General features: G+C 46.1%; 21 protein-coding genes. 3 read left to right on the forward strand and 18 right to left on the reverse strand.

Annotation, left to right across the window (positions count from 1 at the left end):
• Positions 1-53: 53 nt before the first annotated feature.
• Positions 54-683, reverse strand: a complete 630-nt coding sequence (locus MHH25_RS30140) for a hypothetical protein (RefSeq protein WP_161799407.1) — start codon at positions 681-683, stop codon at positions 54-56.
• A gap of 231 nt (positions 684-914) precedes the next feature.
• Here MHH25_RS30140 and MHH25_RS30145 point away from each other — a divergent pair, with 231 nt between their 5' ends.
• Complete coding sequence (locus tag MHH25_RS30145; RefSeq protein ID WP_100526695.1) at positions 915-1,775, forward strand: GNAT family N-acetyltransferase; 861 nt, start codon at positions 915-917, stop codon at positions 1,773-1,775.
• Between the two features lie 49 nt (positions 1,776-1,824).
• Here MHH25_RS30145 and MHH25_RS30150 read toward each other — a convergent pair whose 3' ends face one another.
• From MHH25_RS30150 to MHH25_RS30170, 5 genes are all read right to left on the reverse strand, one after another.
• Positions 1,825-2,049, reverse strand: coding sequence for a hypothetical protein (locus tag MHH25_RS30150; RefSeq protein ID WP_243391261.1), 225 nt, complete (start codon positions 2,047-2,049; stop codon positions 1,825-1,827).
• Positions 2,050-2,082: 33 nt separating this feature from the next.
• Positions 2,083-2,370, reverse strand: coding sequence for a hypothetical protein (locus MHH25_RS30155; RefSeq protein ID WP_340018786.1), 288 nt, complete (start codon positions 2,368-2,370; stop codon positions 2,083-2,085).
• Between the two features lie 185 nt (positions 2,371-2,555).
• Complete coding sequence (locus tag MHH25_RS30160) at positions 2,556-2,825, reverse strand: CD3324 family protein (protein ID WP_036611734.1); 270 nt, start codon at positions 2,823-2,825, stop codon at positions 2,556-2,558.
• A gap of 271 nt (positions 2,826-3,096) precedes the next feature.
• Complete coding sequence (locus MHH25_RS30165; protein ID WP_100526694.1) at positions 3,097-4,023, reverse strand: oxidoreductase; 927 nt, start codon at positions 4,021-4,023, stop codon at positions 3,097-3,099.
• A gap of 59 nt (positions 4,024-4,082) precedes the next feature.
• On the reverse strand, positions 4,083-4,991 hold the full coding sequence (locus MHH25_RS30170) for a YafY family protein (RefSeq protein ID WP_100526693.1): 909 nt from the start codon (positions 4,989-4,991) through the stop codon (positions 4,083-4,085).
• Positions 4,992-5,060: 69 nt separating this feature from the next.
• Here MHH25_RS30170 and MHH25_RS30175 point away from each other — a divergent pair, with 69 nt between their 5' ends.
• Positions 5,061-5,627 carry a dihydrofolate reductase family protein gene (locus MHH25_RS30175; protein ID WP_100526692.1) on the forward strand — a complete coding sequence of 189 codons (567 nt, stop codon included), beginning with the start codon at positions 5,061-5,063 and terminating at the stop codon, positions 5,625-5,627.
• Positions 5,628-5,766: 139 nt separating this feature from the next.
• On the opposite strand, the gene MHH25_RS30180 is transcribed toward MHH25_RS30175, so the two are convergent.
• The 6 genes from MHH25_RS30180 to MHH25_RS30205 form a co-directional block, all read right to left on the reverse strand.
• A complete protein-coding gene (locus tag MHH25_RS30180; RefSeq protein WP_100526691.1) occupies positions 5,767-6,891 on the reverse strand; it encodes an SGNH/GDSL hydrolase family protein in 1,125 nt (374 codons plus the stop codon).
• A gap of 64 nt (positions 6,892-6,955) precedes the next feature.
• Positions 6,956-7,324: a DUF4180 domain-containing protein gene (locus MHH25_RS30185; protein WP_100526690.1), complete on the reverse strand. Its 369-nt coding sequence runs from the start codon at positions 7,322-7,324 to the stop codon at positions 6,956-6,958.
• A gap of 67 nt (positions 7,325-7,391) precedes the next feature.
• Entirely contained in the window at positions 7,392-8,285 is an 894-nt protein-coding gene (locus MHH25_RS30190; protein WP_100526689.1) for a response regulator, read from the reverse strand.
• Positions 8,257-9,576: an ATP-binding protein gene (locus MHH25_RS30195; protein ID WP_100526688.1), complete on the reverse strand. Its 1,320-nt coding sequence runs from the start codon at positions 9,574-9,576 to the stop codon at positions 8,257-8,259. Before MHH25_RS30195 ends, MHH25_RS30190 begins: the two co-directional genes overlap by 29 nt.
• 168 nt (positions 9,577-9,744) lie before the next feature.
• Positions 9,745-12,882 (reverse strand): ATP-binding protein, encoded by a 3,138-nt coding sequence (locus MHH25_RS30200; RefSeq protein ID WP_100526687.1) that lies wholly within the window; start codon positions 12,880-12,882, stop codon positions 9,745-9,747.
• Between the two features lie 3 nt (positions 12,883-12,885).
• Positions 12,886-14,043 (reverse strand): response regulator, encoded by a 1,158-nt coding sequence (locus MHH25_RS30205; RefSeq protein ID WP_100526686.1) that lies wholly within the window; start codon positions 14,041-14,043, stop codon positions 12,886-12,888.
• Between the two features lie 175 nt (positions 14,044-14,218).
• Here MHH25_RS30205 and MHH25_RS30210 point away from each other — a divergent pair, with 175 nt between their 5' ends.
• Entirely contained in the window at positions 14,219-14,716 is a 498-nt protein-coding gene (locus tag MHH25_RS30210) for a DinB family protein (protein ID WP_340018787.1), read from the forward strand.
• A gap of 137 nt (positions 14,717-14,853) precedes the next feature.
• Here the strand turns inward: MHH25_RS30210 and MHH25_RS30215 are convergent, their stop codons facing one another.
• From MHH25_RS30215 to MHH25_RS30240, 6 genes are all read right to left on the reverse strand, one after another.
• Positions 14,854-15,804, reverse strand: a complete 951-nt coding sequence (locus MHH25_RS30215; RefSeq protein WP_340018788.1) for an SMI1/KNR4 family protein — start codon at positions 15,802-15,804, stop codon at positions 14,854-14,856.
• Positions 15,805-16,018: 214 nt separating this feature from the next.
• Positions 16,019-17,644, reverse strand: a complete 1,626-nt coding sequence (locus MHH25_RS30220) for a rhamnogalacturonan lyase B N-terminal domain-containing protein (RefSeq protein ID WP_036611768.1) — start codon at positions 17,642-17,644, stop codon at positions 16,019-16,021.
• A 352-nt stretch (positions 17,645-17,996) separates the two neighbouring features.
• Positions 17,997-18,869 carry an AraC family transcriptional regulator gene (locus tag MHH25_RS30225; RefSeq protein WP_340018789.1) on the reverse strand — a complete coding sequence of 291 codons (873 nt, stop codon included), beginning with the start codon at positions 18,867-18,869 and terminating at the stop codon, positions 17,997-17,999.
• A 169-nt stretch (positions 18,870-19,038) separates the two neighbouring features.
• Positions 19,039-21,147, reverse strand: a complete 2,109-nt coding sequence (locus MHH25_RS30230; protein ID WP_340018790.1) for a TerD family protein — start codon at positions 21,145-21,147, stop codon at positions 19,039-19,041.
• A gap of 339 nt (positions 21,148-21,486) precedes the next feature.
• Positions 21,487-25,515, reverse strand: a complete 4,029-nt coding sequence (locus tag MHH25_RS30235) for an S-layer homology domain-containing protein (protein ID WP_340018791.1) — start codon at positions 25,513-25,515, stop codon at positions 21,487-21,489.
• 177 nt (positions 25,516-25,692) lie between these two features.
• Positions 25,693-26,829 carry a response regulator gene (locus MHH25_RS30240; RefSeq protein WP_253504502.1) on the reverse strand — a complete coding sequence of 379 codons (1,137 nt, stop codon included), beginning with the start codon at positions 26,827-26,829 and terminating at the stop codon, positions 25,693-25,695.
• Between the last annotated feature and the right edge of the window lie 53 nt (positions 26,830-26,882).

Here is a 26,882-nt window from a genome sequence, read left to right on the forward strand (position 1 = left end):
ATGAATAATTCGAGCACAATCTGTATGTGCCAGATTCACAGATGACTCATGCATTATAGTGAATTATTGATGATTTCTGTGAAGGGCTTCATGTTGTACGTGTCATCCTGAATGCGCCATTCTCCCTGATCCTGCAAAAAGGTGATATCACCCGATAACGGAATGGACTTGAACTCTTTGCCATCCTTATCCGTAAATTTCAAATCGAGCGTGTATTCCACAAGAATCCAGTCACTCTTGCTATCTTTGATCTTGGTTTGTATATTTTCAGGATGCAGCAGAGCCTTCTCTTTGTCTGCTACACGTAAAGGAATCTTGTTAAATCGCGCATCTATATTGGATTCGAAATTCCTTTCTGTCAAAAATGGTCTGATTACTTCTGCTCTAGCCAGCAGACCCTCCACAGTTAACGTATCTTCATAGTCCTTATAATCAACAGTCAGTTCGGTTGTTTTATAATCCAGCGACATTTCGAGGGCCTGCTGCTCATCTATGGCTGACGCCTTCTGATTGCTCACAATACTCGGCTGATTCGTCGCTGGTGGAATGGTCTCTTTAACGTTCTCGGCTGACTCAGATGGGGTGCACCCCATTATCATGACAGATGAAAGAAACAACGTACTCATCACATAAGCTAACTTACGCGAGGTGATCAACTCCTTTCTCGTCAGTATTACTCTCAATTATCCCTTCAATAGGATATAATGTCCAGTTATTAGGAACATCTGAACAGACACCCAGTGAATTACATCCATTGGGTGTCATCTTCATCATAGATTGTGTTATAGTCATCGGGAAGTGATTTGGAGGAGATAATGATGATGATCAAAATTACAACTGGACCAACTCTCGAAGGACAGCGCCTGCGGGTCCAATAACTGCGTGTTTCCTTCAACAATGAAGGTGTGAAAGCTATGTTAACTTATCAAGTCGTTCCTATGATCTATGATTCCAAGGAACAGATTGATGCTATTATTTTACTCGAACAACAATGTAAACAGCTTGATTCCATTCATCTGAAAGCAGACCTTGACCATATTAGCAAAAAAGACGGAGACCATGCACTCCTCTGTTATCGCCACGGTGATTTGGTAGGACTCCTCAGTTGGTATCCATCCGACGGCGTAACCGGGAATATTAATGCCATCGTACACCCAGATTTTCGTCGCCAAGGTGTGTTCGGCAGCCTACTGAAAAGAGCCATCCTGGATATGAAACCACAAGGGATTAACCAACTCAGTTATCGCGTTCCTCAGGGCTTATCTCCGGGTGTTCATACTGCCCAATCCCTTGGAGCCATTTATGATCGTGCGGAGTACTCGATGCAACTTGTGAATGAGGTCCTTTCGGTTGTGGAGCCACCTGAACTAACGTTGTCCGTGGCAGAAACCGAGGATATGGAGTTTATGGTCACTTGCTCCTCCCAAGCCTTTGGAGATTCGGAGGACTGGACACGCGAGTACTTTATGCAAACGAATGAACCCAGCCGAGTCACCTATATTGCATGGCAGAATCAACTGCCTGTTGGGCTGGTACGGGTCAACTCCATTAATGCAACAACCGCATTTATTCATAACTTCTGTATCTTGCCTGCTTATCAGGGACAGAAACTGGGGCGCACTGCGCTTAGCATCCTGGTTGATCTCCTAAGGAAACAAAGTTACACAGATATCCGCTTATCCGTTGTTACCGAGAACAAACGTGCTTTGAATCTGTACCGCAGTGTTGGTTTTGAAGTAAATTCTGAGTATCACTATTTCAACGGTAGTTTATAAAAGGCAGTAGAGAGAGATCGTTTTCCTCATTGGGAGACGGTCTCTCTTTTTATATATTGGAGAATTGAAAAATCAATTTATAACCATCGAACGTTTGCCCGTACATTTCCCGATAGTTACCTTTGGTATAATTATTCACTGTTTTCCGCCAGAAAGATTGGCCAATCTTATTTTTCTCCGATGGATTGGTGAACAACTCCCAGTTTCCTCTAAACATTCCGAAGATCGTCGATGCCGCGTGTTCAGCAACGCCTACACCTCGAAACGGCTGCATCAGAAAGAAGTCATGTACAAAGAAATTCGTGCCTTATGAACAATATGGCGGAGTAGCTATGAACGCAAACCCTGCCGGTATGCCACCCACAATCATGAGGAACGGATAAAGACACTCCGGTTTTTCCCACCATATGTTCTGGACGTTATACTGATCCTGCAAAGTTATATAATCAGGACTTGGCTCAAAAATGCCATGTTCGTTCGGGGTATGCTCTCCACCCAGACCATAATGTCCGGATAGATCATGAAGGTATAGCGGGTACATATTTTTAATCACATACGCCTCGTCTTTATTCGTTAATTTCACTTCTATATTCATATTCACCAACCTTACCAGATGATTTAAGGAGTTAATTTCAAGAACTCTCAACGCATATCCTTGTACCGTCAAATGAATTGTACGCGTAATTAACAACCTCGAATATGTAAAAAAGCTTTAATAACTATTCTTTATTCTTACAGGAAAAAGCCACATTCGATTGCTCGAACATGGCTTTTATAGTTTCATCCCTTTTTGCAATACACAATTTTCTTGATGCTATCGATGGATAAACAGTATTGGTCCGCAAGCTGATCGATGGTTGTTCCGGCAGCAAAAAGCTGGCGGATCTCGTCGTTCCGCTCCCGGACAATCCTTCTGCCACCCGAATTCTCGCCCCACTTCTTGTGGGCATCCTTGGGCCTCGGAATATAGATCAAGCCACCAGAGATATGACGCTGTATTTCTTTGAGTAATTCTTCCGGGAAGATTGTATCCGCATTAATATATTTCACGTTGCTCCACTCCTTAAAAGTTAAAATCTTTAAGGCAGCAGAGTCGTACAATGAACACATTGGATATGCACTACAATGATATGGCGGAAATGGATTTCACGCTCTATACAAACAACCGCCGTTGTTCATCACATGGACTCTGCATAGAGCGGATCGTGAAATTTCTTATGAAACGAATCATGGTAGCCCCCCATTCAGTTAATCTTATTCGTGCTGAAGAACTTTTAACTGTCTATTCCATAATAAGGTTTATTTTCCTTCATGGCAAAATCTACACGTCGAATCTGTAATATACCCCTGTTAATTCTTCTGATACGCTCCATAGCTTGTTTGAAATGTTAGCGTCATATAATTTTTCGATGATCTTAGCGCTCTTGGGATAGCCCTTAGTGCCGCCCATACCGCTGGGAGCAATATACTCCCCTCCCGTGATCGTCGGATCTGCTGCAGCATATAAGGTAGGTAATGCCCCCATATGTGCCGGTTGACTAATGATTTTCAAAAGACTGCGCATGAATATATTGGTCTGTTTCCCCGAACCGAAGGAAAATAGGTTGGTATGCGAAATTCCTGGATGAGCGGCGATACTCATGGAATCAATATGGGCGGAATTAAATTTATTCTGCAGCTCTCTCGCAAACATCAGATTGGCTAGCTTGCTTTGACTGTAGAACTTCATGGGATTATATCCTTTGGAGCCATCTAAATTATTAAAATCAATCGCACCATTATGAGCTGCCATACTACTTACAGTGACAACTCTCGATTTCGGAGTAGAGATCAATCGAGGCAATAGTAGACCCGTAAGCGCAAAATGGCCTAGATGATTACTACCAAACTGTAATTCAAAGCCATCTTTCGTCAACTGGAATGGAGGGTTCATAATTCCTGCATTATTAACGAGAATGGACAAAGAATCGTATTGCTCAAGAAAAGCGGCTGCGAACTTACGGATACTAGCTAAATCGCTAAGATCAAGTTGCATAACGATTACCTCTCCAGCTACATGCACAGACGACTTTATTTTATTAGCTGCCTTTTCACCTTTTTCCAGATTACGAACTGCAAGGATAACTTTTGCCCCTTTTTCAGCTAACGCTAATGCCGTTTCATACCCTAACCCGCCGTTCGAACCTGTCACAATCACTACTTTATCGGATACAGTCGGGATGATGTCTTTAGTCCAAACTTCGCTCATTTGTCTACACACCTTTCTTATCTCTTCCTTGATACCCTAATATCCAGCTTTTAAAGCTTTTATCCCCCACCATACTGGCTTAAACTCCGTTCCAGCATCCCTCTAACCTGCTGTTGCAGTTCGAGCGGAGACACCACCTTCACTTCCGGCCCATAGGAGAGTAATTTTCGCGCTGTAAAAGAGAACTCCTCGGGCGGAACAAGTCCGCGCCACTCATGGCCTTCAACTGACTTGAACAACACATCTGACGCCGCAATCCTTGCTCCAAATTCCGTGAATTGCAGCACCACTTCTACGCTTGCTCTATCTTCTTTGGCAGCTAGCCATGCCTTTAGACTTGGAACAGATTTATCCACTGATTCCATAACCGTCAATTGCTGCATGCGATCCACCCGATACAATAACACGCGGTCCTTATTTCGGGCTGGCATGTACCAATGTCCCTGCTCATAGTAGATGCCATAGGGAAAGACCTGTACTTTTTTAGGACCACTGCGGGCATGATACATAAATTCGATTTCTCTCTTTTCTACCGCTGCACCCAATATCGCTGTTGTTAAAGGCTCGGAATGCCCACCGGGGTGCTGGACAAAGGTGATATGCTCTCTCATTCGCATAATCAGATCCTGTACATCTTCGGGCAAAGTAGAGAAATACTGCTCAGCCAGATGTTCACGCATTAATCCATACGGAAAATCCGGTACTTGCTGTAGATATTCCAGCATCATAAACAGCCCTAATGCCTCCTGCTGTGTCAGTTGAAGAGGTGGCAAAATCCGATTGGGCAACACCCGATATCCTCCGTTCACGCCAACTTCTGTGTACAAAGGAAAACCCAGCGCCTGCAATGCATCCAGATCTCGCTGGATCGTACGAATCGATACGTCGAACCGTTCTGCCAGTTCCCGGGCGGTGAACTTTTGTCTGGAATCCATCAGGCGCATAATAGCCAGTTTTCGATGATTCATGAATTCAACATCCTAACTACGTCAACTTTTGTCATAGTTAAAGTGTATCATACATTTTAGAAAGGAGCGATGAACATGTCTGATAACAAAACAATTTTGTACATTGCTATGAGTTTGGATGGATATATCGCAAGACTGGACGGTTCGGTAGATTGGTTATTTGATGTGGAGGGTGATGGTGGAGACAACGGGTATGCTGCCTTTTATGAAACAATCGGTAGCGTTGTTATGGGACGTTATACGTATGAAGAGGTGCTCACACTTTCCGAAGAATTTCCCTATGCGGATCGCCCAACGTATGTGCTTTCCCGCTCGGAACAGCCGCCCGCTCCGCATGTACAGTTTACAACCGAGGAGGTAGATACGCTCATTCCCCAGTTAAAACAAACTTCTGATGGAGATGTGTGGATTGTGGGTGGCGGCATATTGGTTCAAGCTGTGTTAGCAAAAAAACTACTGGATGAGATCGAAGTCGCCATCATTCCCAAGATTCTTGGTGAAGGCATTCCTTTATTCCCGACAGGCACTGTGCCAAGTCAATTTAAAATGCTCCGAACCCAGACGCTGGGACAGATCATTTCGATTCGTTATGAGGTACAGAACAGCGGCCCAGCGGATACAGCTTCGAATGTCTAGATAAGTAGAAAAGGGAAAAACCATTCTTGTGATACATGGACACCATAAAGTTAGACACCATCTAACCATTGGGGTACCCGTTCATGAAAGAGTGGTCTTTCCATTACCATGTATCAAGTATCAAGTATCAAGTATCAAGTTATCCTATCATTCCTCGTACATATTCCGCTAACACCTCTGCCGTCCTACGGTGAGATAACTCGCCAGGATGGGTACGCGCTCCTACCGTCTCTTCGGTTGTATCAGGAAGCTGGATGATTGAGACCTTGCGGTCTCCTGTCCCCTTCGTATACGTATCAACCGCGCGGTAGATGGCAGGCATCATGGGAAAACCAAGCATGCCATAAGCCCATACGAGTTGTGCATCCGGATTGTTTTTCCGAAGTTTGAACAGGAACTGTTCCACCGCTTTCTCAAAAGCAGCCAGATCTTCTTCATGATACGTACCGTCTTCGTTCAAACGCTGCTTGTACACCTTGCCAGTGTCGGGGTCTTTCCATTCCGGTGACTGAAATGCACCCCCATCATTGCTACCCAGGTTCACGACCACCACGTCCGGCTGCCACGAACCAAAATCATGCTCATCTCCTGCACCTAACGCTTCGTTACGTTCACCAGTAAGCAAGCCACAGACCTGTTCGTAATACTCGGGGATGTTCCCCTTTGGATTGTTATCCCAACTTGTCAGCACACCCCAGCCACTTTGCGAGATGACCCGATATTCTGCATTCAATGCCTCTGCTGTCATAAACGTATAATTATGTATGGCGCTGAACCACATCGGAATCCAATCTTCCTCCGCTTTCGCTCCAATCGCACCTTCACCAGATGTAATACTGTCACCAATGAACTCGATCTTGTACGGTTTTTCCTGCACAGGCAGGAACGCTCCATCCGATTTCACCGCATGAATCTGCAAGGAACAACCCGGGTCACCACTCATCGCTTGAACATCCTTAACGATCCGAACATTCTTCACCACATTCGCGTTCATACCTCGGAATACACAGACCCAGTACCTTCCCGCCGTTAACATCTGTCTGCTCACCGAAACACCATTGATCAGAATGCTGATCCATGACTCATACATGTCATACTGCGACTCTACTTCAACCCATAGTTCGGAGCCCTGTACATTGAGTTCAACTGCACTCCCCGTCCAAAATAACGTCAACGGCGATCGCTCTCCAGTTGTTCTGCCATGCACTTTAAGATTTCCGATCTCAGGCAGAGTATATACCTTTAAATTCTCATTAGATATCACGGTGCAAACCTCCTACGTTTGGTTCATATTATAAGCAGGCTCTCTACATGCCTCGGATGTACGCTTAACTGATATTATGCAACTTTTGAAGCGCTTCCTCTTTGTTTTTCAAAAAGAAAACATGCTTGCCATTGTTGCACTCATAGATGAAATCTCTCAAGCTCTTGCTGTTATGTCCTTCGAAATCTCCCACAATAGCAAGCTTAACATGATAGTTCACGTATTTCTGCAAAATCTCGCCTGCAAGCTTGGTTTTTAGTTCGAAGAACTCTTCCGTGATGTTCGATTTGTCGATAATGAGTTTATCAGCATCATCGGTATACCTTACCGAAGCCATCAAATCCAGTGCATCTTGAGCATTGTTGATGACGATACCATCACTTTCAATAATGGCGACCTTGGAATTGCCTTGCTGATCAATAGTTATGTTCATTTCACTTTCTCCTCCTCTGGACATCGGCTTTTGGTTAAGAGATAACTATCTCAGTTACTATAATTATTTAGTTATTCATCTTTTCAAGCGTCTCCATGTAGAACACATGCAGGAACTTTTTGATATTAACCTTGCCTTTGTCGCCTGCCTGATCTTCTTCCATGGCTCTCATCTTCATTCGAACATCCTGGAAGTCGAAGTACAGGGGAGCATAATGCTCAAACTTGTGGTTGCTATAATCGGTGAGTCCAATCGAGGCCATGTTTGTTAACGCGGCAATTACCGTTCTGCGAATGCGCTGTTCCATCGCCTTGCTCTCTTTCTCGACGTCTTTGGGCGTGGACTTGTACGTCTGGGCCACCGCTTCATAGGACTCCTTCAGTGGCGGCCACTCTGCGACCTGCTTCTGATCAATCGCATACTCCATGAGCGCAATGATGTCCTTGCTACCACTTTCTCCGATGATCCCCAGATCCATTAGAATGTTTCGTGCCGCATCTCGCACCGTACGACCTTGGGCAGGGGCCGGCGCTTCCGCCAGATTCAATCGGGCCATCGACTGCTTGATCTCCAGCACGTATCGTTCATACTTCCACTGGTCATTCACTTTGCTGAGCACATGCTCCACTTCCACCCGATTAATCGGTTTATGAATAAAGAATTCAATGCCGTTTTGGTAGGCCGCTCCTACCATCTCTTTGTTCTCCACCTGAGAGATCATGATGAATTTCCCGGTATAACCCCCGTGCTTCAGCTTCGCCACCGTCTCAATTCCGTCCTGATCCGGCATCAGCAGATCAATCAGCACCACATCGGGACGCAGATCCATGATCATGCGTGCTCCTTCTATTCCGCCCTCCGCCATGCCCGCAAGCTCGCCGATACCACAGGATTCAATGATATCATGCAGCATGCTCCGACTTACCACATCATCATCCACGATCATGATAGAAAGTGTCATCGACATCGGCCCCCTTGATCAGATTTATTTTGGGAATAGCTATAACAAATGTTGTCCCTGTCTCTCCCGGAGGCGCCGACTCTACCTTAATTTGTCCCGCCAACGACTGAACGATATCACGTACATGGGACAAGCCAATGCCCGTCGCAGCAATGCCAACTTCATTGAACTTTGTTGTATAGCCTGGTTCAAAAATAACATCCCGTTTGGCTTCAGGTACGCCTTTTCCAGTGTCCATCACGACGAAATGCACGTCATCTTCTTGCTCATACACACGAATTCGGACCCTCCCGTCATGCTCAATCGCTTCTACCGCATTGGCAATCAAGTTATTCATTACCGTGAGAAGAGGAATGTAATACGGAGACTCACAATCATACTGTTGCTCAATATCGATCTCGACCTGCTTATGCAGCATTTCGCTATATTTTCGGTTTGCTTTGCTGGCAAAGTTCAGTACTTCAGATAGGCTCATGTTGACTGCTTTTTCGTTATCATACAGCTTCAGCAGACCCGCGAGAATGCGTTGTGAATCCTTCTTCACTTCATGAATCTGCTGAGCGATGCCCAGGGTGCGCTGACTGTATTGATTCATGTCCTGCTCCCGGAGATCGCGATATAGATCATAGCTGTCAGCCGTAATGCCTTCGATCGTATTCATCGCTTTCTTCAGGTAAAAGACCTCGCCATACAGACCCGAGTTCACACTCAGCATCTGCTCCATCCGCTTCTCCTGCTCTGCATGTAAGAGCCGCATCTGCCTCACCGCAATGCTGTTATATAGCCCAATCACAAAGTAACTTCGCAGACCACCTACCACAAGCAGATACAACCATTCCTTCATATAAAAGATATTGGTCCCGCTTAACATTCCGCGAAAAAGCAGCTCAACAAGATTAGAGGAGAAATCGATACATGTGATTAACCCGCCGAGCAGAAGAGGCTGCATCTCATGGAATCGATGCTTGAATTTGCTAAGCCCATAGGCAAAGAAAACATAATACATACCTGCACCCAGATTGTCCCGCATGCTTTCCAGTATAGACACCGTCTGTACATGATTGATGAGATCTACCGACTGAAACAGCAAATTCGCGATGCCTGTCAGGATTCCTGTCTTCACATAAGACAAGTGTGGCATGATCATCAGCAGAAATAAAAGGATGCTAACCCCCAGCCCGATTCGGAAGTAATCTTCCCGGAACGGATTTATCTTGAATTGCGCCCCTACCGCAGTGGTAAAGGCAATGGCCGTCATCTGCACATTCTCATTTTTGACCCAATTGCGCATCGATCTCTTCACCCACTATAACAACGTTTAGCGCCCAATGCCGGAACCCGCGCTTCTAATGTTAAATATACTAACATATGAAAGAAGCATTAGAAATAATTAAAATTAGGGAATGAACGCTCAAGCAAAATAAAAAGGCCGGAAGTTTTCACTTCTGCGGCCTTTTCCTTATATCTCATCCGGAATATCAAATGACACCATCGTTCCCTCACCCGGCTCGCTTATAATCGATAATCCCTGACCATAACGTTGTAGCAACCTACGGTTCGTATTTGCAATGCCTATTCCGCCTTTTCCACCCAGTGTAGCACGCAGTAGCTCAGCAACCTTCTCGGGTTCCATGCCTTTGCCATTATCCTTCACCTCAATACGGGTATAACCCTCATGACGAGTGATGGATAGGCATAACGTACCGCCTACATTGCGGCTTAATAGTCCGTGTCTGACGGCATTTTCAATCAAAGGCTGAATCGACAGCGGCGGGAGAAGCAACGGAAGATCCGGTTCGACGTTTAATACCACCGACAAGCGATCTTCAAATCGTGTTTTTTCAATAAAAAGATAGGCTTCAACGAGTTCCAGCTCATATGATAATTTCACCAGTTCCCCTGTGTTGAGATAGTTGAAGCTGATCCGTAAATAGGATGAAAAAGCATCGCCAAGCTTCCGCATATGCTCTGTATCAATATCACTTAAAACCATAAGTGAATTCAACGTATTAAACAGGAAGTGAGGCTGAATCTGAGCCTGTAAATAAGCGGCCTCCATGCGCAGGCGCTCTTGGATAGACTGATTTAGCATGGTCAATGCACGTATCCGATATTTCAGTTCCACCGCATCTACAGGCTTCGTGACATAATCATTGGCCCCCGATGCAAATCCCGTGTAGATATCTGGCGGCTGACTTCGTGCCGTCAACAGCAGCACAGGAAGCTCAGACATCGAGAATTGTTCCCTCACCTTCTGGGTTAACTCATATCCGGACATATTGGGCATCATCACATCTGTAATGAGCAGATCCCACTGACGTGTGCCGAGCAATTCCATCGCTTCCTGACCCGAACCTGCTGTAGTTATATCATATGGTTCCGTCGAAAGAATGCTGACCAACACATCCAGATTCACCGGATCATCATCCACAGCCAGAATGGTAGCTCTCCCCTCTTTTAACAACGGAGCCATCTCTGCTGTCGCCAAGGCTTCCGCGTCCCCCATACCTGGGCGGGGTAACAGGAATCCGCTAGGTGCATCTTCCATCATCTCCGCGGCCTGTTCCCAAATTAGAGGTAGCTGCGACTGAGCCTGATCGGCGGCTTCATCCGCGAGTGGTAGATCGAAGCTGAATACCGAGCCCTTTCCGAGTTCCGAGTGAACCGTAAGTGCCCCGCCGTGCAGTTCTACGAGCTCTTTGCAGATGTTCAGTCCAAGCCCGATGCCTTGTCCATCACTGATTCCATACGACCCTTGTTCATACGGGAGGAAAATACGCATCCGTGTATCCTCATCCATGCCAATGCCTGTATCCGTCACATGAATCAGAGCATGTCCTTCACGAATTTCGGCACTTACGGATATCGTTCCTTCCTCTGTATGTTTAAGCGCGTTATGCAGTAGATTATACAAAATCTGAACGAGCCTTTCTTCATCAGCCATGACCTGAGGGAACGATTCCGGAATCTCCATATGAAGGCGAACTGGTTTTCGTTCTGCCATGAATTGCAGCATGGCGATAACGCCAGGCACAACCGACTGTATGGAAAGAGGCCCCTGACGTAACTCAATGCGGTGCTCCTTCAGCCGGACTACATCCAGTAGATCACCAAGAAGATGTGACATCCGTCTACCGATCGTAATCAGCAACTCCATATCCTCCAGGCTCCGTTCATCCAACCGGTTTTTCTCCCGGGTGATCACGTTATGAGCGATGTTAATGATCCCGTGCAGCGGGGTCCGCAGTTCATGTGATGTATTCGCCAAGAATTGATCTTTAATTTTGTCGCCCTTCTGTAGTTCTGTGTTCAGCTTCATATTCTCCCTGACATTCCTGAAGTATTTCTTGAACCAATAGGCGGAGAAGCCGGTAATCGCAAAGATAATGTCAATGGGATAATAGACTGTTGTCACATCTTTGGCTGTCTCGACCACACTCCATATCAGGTTGGATATAATGCCTCCTGCAGTAAGCAGCAGAAAAACAATATCCCGGTCCGCCTGTTTCCTGAAGATCATCGTTCCGACGATGTATAGAAACCAGATCATGGATACAAGAAAGAATAGGTTAATGACGTTGTAATGGATCATGGCATATGTAATATGAATGGGCACCACCACAATCACGGCCGTATAGATCAAGGTCATGACAACATGCCACTGTAGCCATGCCTTTCGTACATGAACCATCGTTAATCTCTGGAATAACAGAAGGATACAAACATTTTGCAGCAACAATGAGATCAATCGAATTTTAATGCCCCAAGTATAATTAATAGGAAGCCATAACATCAATATATTGTCATGACCCATCGTAACCGTGATGCCCACAGATAAAGTTAATACGGCTCCAACCAGCAAGGAACGTTCCTGTCGATTAAATGCGTAAAGAATACAGGCATACATGCCGTGGAGGAGCAGAACCAGAAAGGTGAGCATCTGAAAACCAATAGAATACCAACGCGAAAAATCAACAGCTGCCTGTGAACCGAAGCGAACAGGTTTGCTAATTCCGCCCATATACGGGCTATCGTAATTGGCTACACGAACCAATAGTTCAATGGAGGTTGTTCCTTCCTGATCATAGGTCGCTGTATATGAAGTGCTTCGGGGTATATATGTACTGCTATCCGAGGAGACCTCACCCATACCCCCGTCGTTGTGTCCATTCATCTCAACCTCGGATGAACTTCGGATTCCCTTGAACCAGAAAGTTACCGGTGTCTGAAGTGGATCTGTCAAAATGCGCAATCGATATGTTCCGTAACCGTACGAACTCTCGTGTTCCTGATTCTGTGCACTCCCCCAGTCTCCTGGGACCTGAACACTCTTCGCACCGCCATTCCTCTTCGCAATATCTTGTTGGGTCAGCAACTCATCCGGGTAAATTTCCCATTCCCCATTCAAGTACATGACAGGGGACTGATCCAGATCCACATCTCTCAAATCAAGCACCCCGTTAACGGCGCGATGCTCATCTACTGTGTGGAATAGCTCAGACCATACCGAGCGCATGCCAATTAACACTCCAAAAATGATTAGCATGATGAACAAATATCTGTAACGGTCCATACGTTTCGTTTGAAGTAATTTCATTAATTATTTTTTCATGACTTTGGTTAAACCGAGCTTCCAGTCCTGATACCATTCGGTAATGTCCTCACTGATCGGTATCTCCAAATCTTGCTCCATTCTGGTGGTTAAGAGACGATACTGCTCCTCCACACCGAGATCGTTGTGCATTTCATCATATAACTTCATTAGCATAAAATAACTTTCTTCTTCGTCCGGAAGCATATGCTGGATACGTTGTGTACTCTCGACCACTTTCTCCGCCAGCCCATGCTGCTGGTAATACAGACTTAGTTGTCTCATATGATACAGCCACAGATAGCGTAATCTTTCCCGCTCAGGTTCAGCCCACATGTATTCGTAATTGCCAAGATAGGTACCCTTATATAGATGAAGCGCTTGCTCATAGGCATGAACGGTACTTGCGTCTACGACTTTCCATTGCCTGATTTCCCGTTCCCACTGCTCACTATCCAACTGAGCCTCACCCAATTCGAGTCGATAGCCTGCCTCCAGGTGTCCACTCTGAATCGTGATCATATTCATATTGCAAGTTTTCAGGGTTTGGCGGACATGATACATTGCAGTGTAGAGTTGATGTGTCGTCTTCTCCTCTTCCATTCCCGGCCACAGAAGCTCCAGCAGAACACTGCGATGGATGACCTGGTTCCGGTGGTGAAGCAAGTATGCAAACAGCTCCTGCGCCTTGCTTGTACGCCATTTGGCCACCTGAACATCCTTGCCTGGAAGCTTAAACTGAATCTGATTAAAACAGCAAATTAAAGGTACGTTTGTATCCTTTGACCGCTGCTCGCGTTTTACGCTCAGTTTCTCTCTTACGCGGCTCACCGTCTGCTTCAATCGATCCTTTTGGATCGGCTTCATCACATAGTCCAAAGCCTGTAATTCGAAAGCATGCACCGCATATTGATCGTAACTGGTCACAAATATAATTTCGGTGCCCGGTGTTGCCGCCTGAATCTGTCTTCCCAGATCCATACCATCCATCTCCGGCATATGAATATCCAGAAATACAACATCAGGACGGTGCTCCACAATACCCGCCACAGCCTCTGTTGGATTCATATATGTAGCGATAATTTCAATGCCGCTTACTTCTTTTTCTAGTGATTTTTGAAGGCCTATCAACGCTAGACGTTCGTCGTCAACCAATATCACTTTCACAGGAGCTTCCTCCTCGACCCTGAGGTCTTGAGATTTATTTTCACTATTATATCATAGGCATTTTAAGTATTTAGCGTTCTTCGTTACCCATTTTTAATTTTTAGCAATTTAATTGTATAATACTAAATAGAAGACAGGTTATCAGATCCGGTCTTGGAAGAGAGGAAGGTTCCATATGTCAGATGTTAATCAAAGCTTTGGGCAAGCCCTTGTCAAATCATTAGTGGGGGAACGCGGTCATATCCGCATCGCCCGTGCTCTACCCGATATCGATGTCACACTTGCTACTCGTACGCACGATGCCATGCCATATACGATCTATCAGTTGGTGAAGCACATGCATTATTGGCAACAATTCATGCTCGAACACTTGGAAGGACGCAAGCCACAGCTCCCTGCTAACGTGAGTGAAAGCTGGCCTGAAGAGAAGGGTCCACAGGACGAAGCGACGTGGAAGGCAGATATTCAGGCATTCTTGGATGGAGTTGATCAAGCCGTAGCCATTGCAGAAACTGCACAATTAGATGATCCACTGCTCTATTTCCCGGGTGAAACTAAAGCAGGACTTCTGCGCAATATCGCCTCCCATAACTCGTACCATCTAGGGGAGATTGTTCTGCTACGTCGCTTCTACGGCGCATGGCCGCCTCCAGGTGGCGGATATCCGGCGTAAACCGGAAAGATTCCGATAGAATGAAGCAAGCCGCAAGGGAATGTATCTCCCTCGCGGCTTGTATTGTTTTTACCATACTCTACATTGTCTAGTTAGCACTAGTATAGAGGCGCTTCAACACAATGATATTATTCATACTAGACTTCTGGAGTCATCAGCCCTTGGATAAACGTCTCAAAGTTCGGTGCCAGCGGAAGGATCTCTTTGGGATTCTCCCTCTTCACATAAACGACCTCAGGTTCTCCATCATTACCGAATGAACGATAATCGAGCATGACAACCCCCGACTCCGAAGGAGATACCGCGATGACCACACCAATCTCCGGATACCCTTCACGTTCAATCAAATTCCAGCTGCCTTGAATACCCGCTAGTGTGCGAGGCTTCTCACGGCCAATGCCCAGTATACCTTCAATTTCAACATAATCCGTAGCTCCCGTATCTGTGTTCGCCACAGGGAAATAACGATTGTACGGAATACCGCCGTTATGTAGCTTCATCATCTCAATGTAGGAAGCCGGCAGTCGGAACACCAATTGCTCCTCAACAGAATCAATGAGGCCATCACTTGGCGGATTGGACACATAGTGCTCCAGTGCCTGCTCACTATCGTTCCAGAATTCGCCGGATTCCGGTCTGGGAATCGCTTCAAAGGTCGCTACAACGTCAACGGGTACATGGAATTCTCCAACAGCCTCTGGATCAGTTTCAACTTCAGGTTCAGATTCGGACGGCTCCTCCATTTTGCTTCGAATCCATCCCAGAAACTCCAGCGTATCTTCATCCTCAGGGTCCAATTCATCCGCTCTTTCAAACGCCTGCAGCGCATGCGCATATTGCTCCAGATAATAATAAGCCAGTCCAATCCGATAATGCCAGAGTGGGTCACCTGTGCCCTCTTTAGCAACCGTCAGGAATTGTTCAACCGCTTCTTCATACTGTTCCAAGTTATTCAGCGCTCGCCCCAAATGGTTAACCAGCTCATAATCTCTTTCTTCCACAGGAATTGCCTGAATTGCATCTACAATTTCCTGAAACTCATCTTCTTCATGCCACTCTTGCAATTGAACCAACAGATCGTCTCTCATTCTCTTTTCCTCCCCGTTCATTCACTCATGATTACGTATTGAAAATTATACCACTATCCGGATCACCATCTCCAGCAAAGCAAGATCCTTAGGGATATCACGAAGCGATATCTTTTCATTTCGGATGACAAAGCTAAAAGAGGTAACCTGAACCTGGTTAAGAAAACCAGGCAGGCTACCTCCTATATTCCTTCCACTATATTGCATTCTTCATTCAATTCAGCAATTCAACACAATCATAGACCCAGCCTGCACTTAACCAGTTACCCAAGTCACTAGAACCGCTGATCGGCGTAATCGTGATAGTATTGGAACCATTCACGAAGTAGGATGCTGGAACATTCCAGCTAAAGGTTGTGTTGTTCCCACGATACGTACCAATGGTGAAGCTACGAGAATTGGGTTGTGAAGATGCAGCAGGATTGGTTAAAGCATGTCCATTAACCGTTACACTCGGTCTGCCATTATTGTAAGCTGCCGTAATACCGATGTTGAGCGTATGAGAAGATGCCGCTTGAGATGCATTCAAATTAAACGTTATTGTGGTTGGAGAATTCTGACCACGGAACTGGATTGCCGGGAATCGATTGGTCGCGCTACCGGTGGCATAGGTGACAGGTCCCCAGCTTGGGTTGCGACTATCGGAAGGGTGACGGATCGGAATCGTCTGTCCATTCAGCAACTCCCGTGGTGTACCATCCCAGTTGCCGATTCGCCAGATGTTAGAGGCTTTACTTGGGTCATTGTTGATCGTACGTGTATTCAGAGTCGTCGTTTGCCCTGCCGTGACATTAACCGTTTCCGTATATACGGCCAGTTCTCCCTTATAAGCTGTCATAGTGTACGTGCCCGGGATCATGCTGTATTTGGCGGCCGCCCCACTTGAAGACGTCCCCACCCAATACTGGGCATTGCTATTAGCGAACCCAATTGTGTAAGCATATCCTGTATCCATCCCGGAGAGGCCATTAAGCACTACGTTCCCCCGACTGGATACCCAACCCTGCAGATTCAGACCAGACATCCAGCTGAAATCGGGTACACTTGGCGTACCTCCCGTTGTAAAGATCAAAGCGTACGGCCCATGTAGACCCAGGCGCCAATTCTCCGTCTGTGCATGTCCCGAGTTCATATAGTTATATACTTCCGTCTCTGTTCCACTTTGGAACTGGATGTCGCGGAAGAATGGACCACCAGAGCTTTTTTCCCGATTGCCGTAGGCCATAAATACACCGACGCCATTCCCCGTAACTCCACGAACGGATAAATCTTTGGCCTGATCATTACCATAATATTTGGAGGCCGACTGTCCATTTGCAAACCCGAACACATCCTGACTTTCAATCGCTCCTGTGTTACCTCGATTATTGGAATTCGCCGGAACACCTGTCAACACACTACCATTACCGCGGAAAATGTACCGCAGCTCCCCGATCGAAGGTTGAGCTGTGATATGCGTGGCCATGTATATGATGTTCTCCCCACCACGCGAAGCATAATAGTGAGTCAGTGTGCTTGTGGATACCGTGATTAACACGGTTGATCCTGAAGGAGAGGTATTCCACGTCACATTGGCGGAGGAACCCAAACCTGAGCCGATATGCGATCCTCTGTTGCTGTTCAGCTCCGTACCGTTCATTTTGGCCGATATAATATCCCCATTGGTTTTGTTCACCACATAGACTAATCCTGATCCGGTGTTTACTTCAATTCTGGAGCCGTTATCCGTAACATTAATGGTTGCCGCGTGTCCGGTAGATGCAGGGTATACAACAGCTGTTGCGATCATAACGATGATTAAAAACAAACCAAGCGCCTTTCTCACTATACTTTTGGTCATGAGTAATTCCCTCCTTGGAACTCATTTAATAAAGCGCTTACATAATAATGTATAATAACTGGCACTTCCGTCTCATATCGATATGTCTGCTATGTGAGCCTGTCCATAATCAATGGAATGTTATGTCTGCGTGCGTATAGAATAGAGTCATCACTTCATGTAAACCTGATCTCGCCACCCCCTTCTTAAATCACTCTTCTAAATACAAGTATTCTTACAATTCCAATAAAATAATACCATTATATTACATAAATTTGCAATGAAAACGGCTCGCATATCCGATAGCAAATTCTGAATACAAAAAACGCAGCTTCAAAAAGCTGCGCCCGCAGATACCAAGCTAGAGACAGTATCATCTCTTCCGAATAGGTATCCATATCTCACTTCTATATTGCTCTACAGTAACATCCTTGTGCTCATTCCATAACATTTCCGGGCCCTCACTCAGCTCATAGTCCGATGAAGGAAACCATTCCGCGTAGATCCGGCCCCACACCTCCTGAAGCGTGCCTGGAAACGGGCCAACGACAGTAAATACAGCCCACGTCGAAGCAGGAACCTCCAGGTGTTCCAGTCCTTTAGGCGTCTCTTTTGTCGTAGCTGCACCAATGTAATGATCCAGTTCTCCCTGTTCCGCCATCCGTCCCTCACTGAAATGGGCTGAAGCACTGATTAAGCCCATAGGTTGGACGTTTGATGCCCCCTTGATCGAATCAATCAATTCCGGTGTAAGGCTCTGGTACATCGCCGCGATCTCCGGATTTACCCCGTTGAATACGATTGGCACCCTTTTACGAATACCCACGATTCTAAACGCCTCTTTATCTTCAATACGGTAGTTCATTTCGCTTCCTCCTTGAATGGTCAGTTGAAATGTCATCCGTGGGAAGGCTTTAAGGGATGGACCATGGTTACGCGCTTCGGAGGGCGTAGTGCCATGCATGCTTTGAAAAGCACGCGAGAAAGAATCCGGCGATGTATACCCGTACTTTAGCGCAATATCAATGATTTTGCTGTCACTGTGGCTTAACTCCATGGCTGCAAGTGTCAAGCGGCGACGTCGAATATATTCCGAGAGTGTTACACCACTAAGAAAAGAGAACATGCGTGTAAAATGATACTCCGAGCAGCAGGCAATCCGGGAAATCACCTTCATGTCCACGACATCCATCAGATGCTCCTCAATATAATTCAAGGCTTCATTTAACCGCCTCAGCGTATCCATATCATCCCTCCCACGATAATTCAAGCTTAGCAAAGTCATTCTCTTTGCATCCGACATTACCTGCACCATTCTGTAGGCTCTTTGCATTTAAACCAGAAAAAAAGAGCAGCATCAGCTACTCTTTTCTAACTTTGATATTCACATATCACCAGTAGTCAAGTCAAACAGGTCAAACCAGATACTCCGCCATAATCTGCTCGATATCATAGGGTGTAATACCTTGATCGACCGAATAGATTGTATCCGCCTGATCTATTGTATCCACCAGTTCTCCTCTAGCTTTGGCGTGGAGCATGAACAAGTCGTGCAGATCGGGTTTGCGTAAATTCGTTAGTGCTTTACCCATCAGCACGATACCTTTCTGATTCCCCTCTACGTTATTGTAGTATTCCGGATATCTGGTCAGCGCCAGGTCTGTCCAGATGACGGTGCGTTCGACCAGATCCATAATGACAGGGATCGCAATCTGCGTATCTGCGGTAATATCGATTTTGTTCGCTACGGTAGACGGTTCGAAAATCTCGCCAGACCCCGGCTTCTTCCTCATCATCCAGCCCACAAAACATTCGGGCAGATCACAATACGGATGACTGGTAAACGATAGCAGTGTCGCCACCACATATCGTCCACCATAAGCCACGATGGATGGAATATGCAGATCAATAAACTCACTTGCTCCGTTAGGTGCAGTCACGATATCTCCGCTATGGACAGCCTTATAGTTAGAGGATCGCAGATTCGTATAGGAAATATGCTCCACATAGTTCCAGTCCTTATCGTACATCACCGCAGACAAGTCAATGTCCACGCGCCCTGTAGACTTTCCATCCACGTCCCCCTCTTTCCACCAGTTGAAGAAACGAATGGTATCACCCTCTGCCATCGGCACACGGCTTCCACGAACGATAGTATGCAAAGCCTTGCTCGCCGATCTCTGGGAAAAGGGTACCAGATAATCATGAAGCTGCGGATCGACATAAGTCTTTCCAAGCGGGGCAAGGGCAGCGAAGCGCTCTACCAATGCCTGTTCGCACAATTGCACGACATTCTGGCACGTGGCTTCATTGATCTCTGGCAGCTCATTCGGAACAGCAAAAGCTTTGGCTACATTGCCTTTCGGGAAAAAGACACGCAAATCCTGCGGTTCATTACGGTGGGCAAAATGCTGTCTTACCTGCAATAACACCGGGGTAGATACTTGCTCCAGTACCTCACCAAATGCCAGCAGTACATACGCTTCATCTTCGGTCATCCGCAGCAAGTGATCCAGTCTTCTCGCAAATTCACCTGGACGCTGTGACAACAGATCAATCAGACTCCAGACATTCCGATATTGGAAGGCAAGCTCCACACTTCCGTTGAAGGTCGAGTAAGGCTTATTATTACGCAAAATATCAAAGGCTTCTTCGCATCGCGGATACCGAAGCTTATATTCCGAAGGATGCAGAATTTCGCCAAGGCGAATCCAGCGATCTTTATAGCGGAGCATATCCTCCGTGATGGAGCCACATTGCTCCAATAATCCGAGCAAAAGGCGTCTCTCGCGGCGTTTGAATTTCCGGAAGGGAGAAGCCGCAGCCAGGCTGACATCACCATCGGACCAGGCAACAGCCAGACGCAGGACATCACTTGCCGTTTTGAAATACGGACAGATCCGGTCGATGTTCGCTTTTTCATGCTTCAACAGCGAGGCAATCACAAAGCCCACATTTTCTTTGAACGGAATCTCAGCGGGTAATAGCGCATCCACGTCTTCCGGGTCTGCATGCTCCAATACCGTGTCGATATCCGCCTTGTCTGTTTCCGAGATGGAACCTTTTGCTTCAATGATCTGACGGATGAGTGTCTGGAATGCTTGCTGGTTTCCCAAACCAATGACTTTCAAGTCCGTCTTCTCCAGCAAAGGCATTCGCTCCACAGATTGTTGATCCGGATAGACCACAGTCAGGTTGGTCAGATAATGAATAATCGCATTGAGATATAACTCGGCCTCATCCGCTTGCATCACCTGCATCGGGAATCCTGCATACATCGGTGTGTACTTCACATGTGCGCCGACCATGACTCTTAGATCAGCCACGAGTTGATGATACACTGTTTCAAATTGTTCCTTGGACAGCTGCCGCATCGCCTGCAGTAACTCATCCGAGAATGTGTATCCGAGTGCTTCAATATTTTTGAGGGCAGTCGCCAGATGTGTCTTAGGCAACTGTTGTTTCCCTTCGTTTGATTCGATAATGAGTTCATTCGCTCTGCGCAAATAGATTGTATTGTTCATGATAAAAGAGTCCAGGAAAGCCACATCCCTATATAACGTGGAAGGTTAGGGTTAGAAGGAAGGAATGTGATAGCCTGGACGCCTCCTCTCTGAAATAAAATCTTCAGGAGAGCTGCGACCCTATGATCTCCAATGATTGTAGAAGGAAGGATCGCAATAGCCTGAAGGCCAGCAGTTCAAAGTTTGTCACCCGAACCTCTGGTGAACCCATCATCTCAGATTCCACGATCTGCCAACAGGGCGAAAGTATTACGACATGAATTTAAGAATTTAATAAAAATAGAAAAAAGCCTTTGCCGACCCCCAATGTCAGCAAAGGCTTTTCATTTTAGATTGTGTTTATTGATCAATCAAGTTGGTTACTTTCAACATTCTTGCAATCAATGCAGTGACCTCGGCACGAGTCATCGTGGTCTTTGGACTCAGCACCTCCGGCCCATTACCTTGGATGACCCCCGCTGCAATCAACTGGGCTACATCTTCTTTGGCCCAATTCGATACATCCGCTGCATCACTGTAACGTTCCAGTTCAGAGTTCATCTGATCCGGGCTAATTGCCGCTTCCGGCTCAATCAGACGGTAGGCACGAGCAACCATAGCAAATCCTTGCTCACGTGTGATCTCCTGATTACCGTTGAAGTTCCCATTATCGTAACCGCGAACGATACCGAATTCATTTGCAAGGGCTACCGCAGAGCGGAACCATGCGGAATCGTTAACGTCAGGGAATAGATTCTGTGGTGCATCCTGACGCATTAAGCCCAGTCCAAGCACAACAATCTCGGCAAACTCAGAACGAGTAACCTGACGGTTCGGTGAGAATGTGTTATCTCCGTTACCCTGCAAATCCAGTCTTGCAGCAATGTTGTTCACATCAATTTTACCCCAATGGGATCTGGCATCTTCAAAATCCTGCGGGTTCCAGATAACCGAGTAACTTCCGCTGCTACGCAAGTCATTAATGAGTGCGTAGTAACGACTACTGATCTTAGTGACAACCGTTGGTACATGGAAGATGCTACCGTCCGGATTAATGATTACGCCTGTAGTAATCCGGTTCGGATCGATACCTTCCGGAAGTGCAATATACTTCGGTGCATAACCGTTCAGCTGGCCGGATCGCACGGTCTGTCCATCTTTCGTAAACGTCAGATCCAGATCAACCGGTGTGACAAGTAGCTCGTATCCTTGGGATGCGGCTCTTGTCTCAGCGCTGTCAATCAAAGCATCCGAGGAACGTGCGATATCAACATGGACATCAATATCATTCAACGCTGCATTACCAAGCTGTCTGGACACACCATTCACGTCCATTTTACCGCCAGGTACCGGATAGATTGCCAGCGGATTGCTAATGTTCAGTTTGGAACCTTGATCCACCAATTGTTTCAGTGTTTCGAGGGTTAAACCGTCCACCTTCATATCCCCATCATTCGGTGAATGAATGGCGAACTGCTGGCCTGTGCCTTGTGACATGGCAACATTCAGCTTGGCTGGATCAACTTGAACCAATGTTTCTTTGTTATTAGATGGTTTGGATGTAGCAAATGGTTGATGGCTGCCATCCCGTGTTGTTTCCAAATTATCCTTCACGGGTGCCGGAGTTGGCGTTGGTACTGGCGCAGGTGTAGGTGCTGGTGCTGGTGTACTTCCGCCGTTACCTCCCGTATTTCCACCGCCGCCATTGTTGCCTCCACCATTGTTACCATTGTCACTGGATGCTCTAGTCACGTTGATTTTATACGCCGTAACATTTCCAAGTGAATCGGTTACTCTAACAACGATCTTATTCCCACCGACTTGAAGCGGTAGATTCTCACTTACACTGCCACTTGAAACCTCGTTCCATTCTCCATCTCCAACAGCTATTTCAATCTTCGCAAGTGGATCAAGTGCCGTTGGCGTTAACTGAAATTGATATACGCTATTCGGAACAGAGATGGTGTACGTGTCTTTAGCCGGATCAAAGGCCGGGGACAAGCTTCCCACGGAAGGGACCAGCGTCTGCAACGTAGATTCATCTGTACCAATTACTTTGGTAAGTCCCGTTCTAGCGTTAGTCAGATCCTGAAGTGCCTTATCTACCAGCGCTTGAGTCGCTGTCGGTTCATTTAACACTCGCTCTGCTTCATTCATCGCAACTTTGAGTGCTTCCCAGCTCGCTGGTGTGTACGCTGACTCTTCGAGGCTTTCACCTGTAATTTCAGTTACTTTCGCTTGCAAAGCTGATTTATCTACAACAGGTACAGATGTTGTAGGGATTAGGCCCGTTCTTGCATCAGTCAGATCCAAAAGAACCTTGTTTACCTGCGCTTGGGTCGCTGTCGGATCATTCAACACTCGCTCTGCTTCATTCATCGCATTATCCAGTGCTGTCCAGCTCGCTGGTGTGTACGCTGACTCTTCCAGGCTTTCACCTGTAATTTCAGTTACTTTCGCTTGCAAAACTGATTTATCTACAACGGGTACAGATGTTGTAGGGATTAGGCCCGTTCTTGCATCAGTCAGATCCAAAAGAACCTTGTTTACCTGCGCTTGGGTCGCTGTCGGATCATTCAACACTCGCTCTGCTTCATTCATCGCATTATCCAGTGCTGTCCAGCTCGCTGGTGTGTACTCCTCTTCGTCCAGTTCGCCTGTTTCGATATTACCGTTAATCTCATCGATTTTGGCTTTCAACTTCGCCTTATCAATAACATCATAACTTTTCGAATTCGACTCTTCTGAATCTGAATAGGCTGGATTGTTCGTCTTCGCTGTTACTGTCACTTTGTAGGTGCCAACTTCTAGCGATGGTACCAATTGCGACAGGTTAAGCGCCATTCCGGTTACTTCCACCGTCCGCTTCGTGCCGTCTTCCAGTTCGATTGTTACTTCATATTTATCTGCATGTGCAACTGCTTCCCATGTCAACTCATCGTCGGTCAGTGTGACGTCGGGTACCGTCAAAGGAGTAGCAGCAGTTGCAATGGTAAAGTACGAGTTCGGACCAAAACTAGAGGTATTCAGGGTTAATTGGCCATTCTCAATTAAATGTAATGAGTTTGGATTACCAAATTTAGCATCATCGCTGATCACAACATATTGAGGCAACGCCGGGTTAGCTCCCGTTTCGTCTACCTGAAGTGTAATCTGTGATTCAGTCCAGTTTGCTTTCTGTACCTTGTAGATACGCTCCATCCCAAGCATTTTTTTCTCATCTTTCGTAATCGGTGTTTTGAATTCAGTACTTGCTCCATTGTCACCAAACGTAAAGAAAGAAGAATCCTTTGAGAATTCATTTTTATTTGCAGAATTGGTATCCTCAACACTGTTGCCCAATGCAATCGTCAACGCAGATCCCTGTTCCTGCGCTTTGGCTTGTTTCTGCATCAATCCGCTCTGATCATCTCGACCGATGCTTGTAATGCGATGGGTAAAGACTGCGTTCTCCTGGGCATCCCAGATCGTAGCCATGTTTGAATCGACATATGAATTGGCTTTCGTCTGATCAAGCGTATAGCCGTATTTGATCGCCAGATATGTGCTGACTTTTTGGCGTTCTGCGTCCGTAAGAGCATGGTCAAATACGATGATTTCTTCAATCGTACCCTGCCAATATCCACTATTGGACGCAGTTGCCGGAATTAGCTTACCAACTACGGCTCCGTCCGAGTTACCAGTATTCCACGCCTTATTAAGTTCTTTTCCCCAACCACCCAGTTCCTGTACCTGCTTCATTTTACTGTACAATCTAGCTATATTCGTTCCAGTGTCTCCACCTGTCCAAGTAACAAATAGCTCGGTCGGGAATGTCATTTCCATAAACTTGTTGGGAGTGTATAAAGTCTGATTACTGTCACTGTTAAATGTTGTCAAGCCGCCCCTTGCGTCAACTTGAAGCATCCCCATACCCGTATAACCACCCGTTTGTACTCCCCATGAAATAACATAATTGATGCCATCAGTTTTATTGGTTTTACTAACGGTAATGATCGATCTGGGACTCTTCCCTTGAGGAAGCTTACTTACATCCAGATTCATAAAACTACTCGTGCCGTTATATTCCAATACCGGATTGAAATTGATATTATGATTTTTATCATCCCAATAGGTCGGTTGATTAGCTTCCGTACTTTGGGTTGCGTTGTTTATTTTACTGCCTTGATCTTCCCAGATACTCACCTTTTCGCCGCTGGCAACTCCGCTTACCCGCTCTGGTCGTAGCCATAGTGAAGGGGATCCAACTCCGCCCGGACCAACAGGAGTCTGGTTAGTTGCCTCCGCTTGAGCCAAACTCATGGGCAACGTTCCAATCGCTAGAATAAAGGAAAGAACCAGCATGGAAATTCTTTGCCATGGTTTCTTCCGGATTTTTGCTGTGTACATAGTTTCCTCCTACTTAATATGTTATTTTTGGACTGCTTACTGACTCAAAACATCATATCTACCCTCATCTTGCTTATTCTACACATGGCCTCTTACCAAACTCTTACCAAACCTTTCACTAGCAAATACAACAAAAAACAGCCTTGCAAATGAAGCTGCAAGGCTGTATATTTCCAATTAACTATTCGAATTTTTCCATTGTTGGTACCATAACTCAACTTCTAGGCCAGGGCGTATACCTGCCTCTTGTTCTAAAGCGATAACCAACTGATTATATTGAGCGACCACAGGATCTTTATTGCCTAATCGATCGTAGGTCTTCATTAAGGCCAGTCCGACTTCCTCCAATGATGGTTCGAATTGCTGTACCCGGTAATATAACGTGAGTGCTTCCGTATTCTGTCCCAGTTCGATGTAATATTGTGCAAGTTGCATGGCATGATTACGCCATAGTGCATGCAAGCGCTGACGCTCCAGTTCAGCCCATACGTAATCGTCCTCACCATAATATTTGCCTTCATATTGATCTGAGGTCTGCCGATGTTCAGTTATTGTAGACGAAGATAATAGAGGCAATCGGGTAAGACGACTCTCCCATTCTTCCGCATCAATCCTGAATTCACCCGTTTCCAACAGATAACCAAACTGTTGATAACGAATGACCATCTTGTCCTCACCCATGAATTCGTTCATCATGCTGCGTAAGCGATGGATCCCACTGTGCAGATTGGATATACCTCTCCGCTCATCCAACTCTGGCCACAACAGTTCAAGTAGCGTATCCCGCTTAATTGGTTTGTTCCGATGGTGGAGCAAATAGGCGAATAACTCTCTAATCTTGGTTGTTCTGAACTTCATATGTTTTGGCGGCTCATTTGGGTGCACTTGGACTTGAAGCATCCCCAGACAACGGATCATCATGGATGGCCCTTCTGTTATATTCAGACTTGCTGACACCGTTCGGCGTTGATACATCTTCATCGTTTTTTCCAAACGGTCACGCGTTACAGGCTTCATAATATAGTCCAGCACTTCAAGCCCATAGGCTGTCAGTGCATGTTCGTTATATGCGGTTGTGAAAATAACTTCTGTTCCAGGAGAAACCTCATGGATACGTTCGGTCGCCTCGATCCCGTTCATCCCCGGCATTTGAACGTCCATGAAGACGATTTCCGGCAGATGAATTTCGATCTGATCTATGGCTTCCTGTGCCGTCAGAAAAGAGCCGATAACTTCGCAATCCTCTCTCTCTTGCAACAGTTTGTTCAACCTGCTCAGAGCGAGATATTCATCATCTACCAAAATCACTCTCATATGCACAACTCCTCTGGCTCACTGATCACCCTTTAATCTATAATTTTACCATA

Origin of the sequence: Paenibacillus sp. FSL H3-0457, from assembly GCF_037981725.1 — a bacterium.
Taxonomy (GTDB): domain Bacteria; phylum Bacillota; class Bacilli; order Paenibacillales; family Paenibacillaceae; genus Paenibacillus; species Paenibacillus amylolyticus.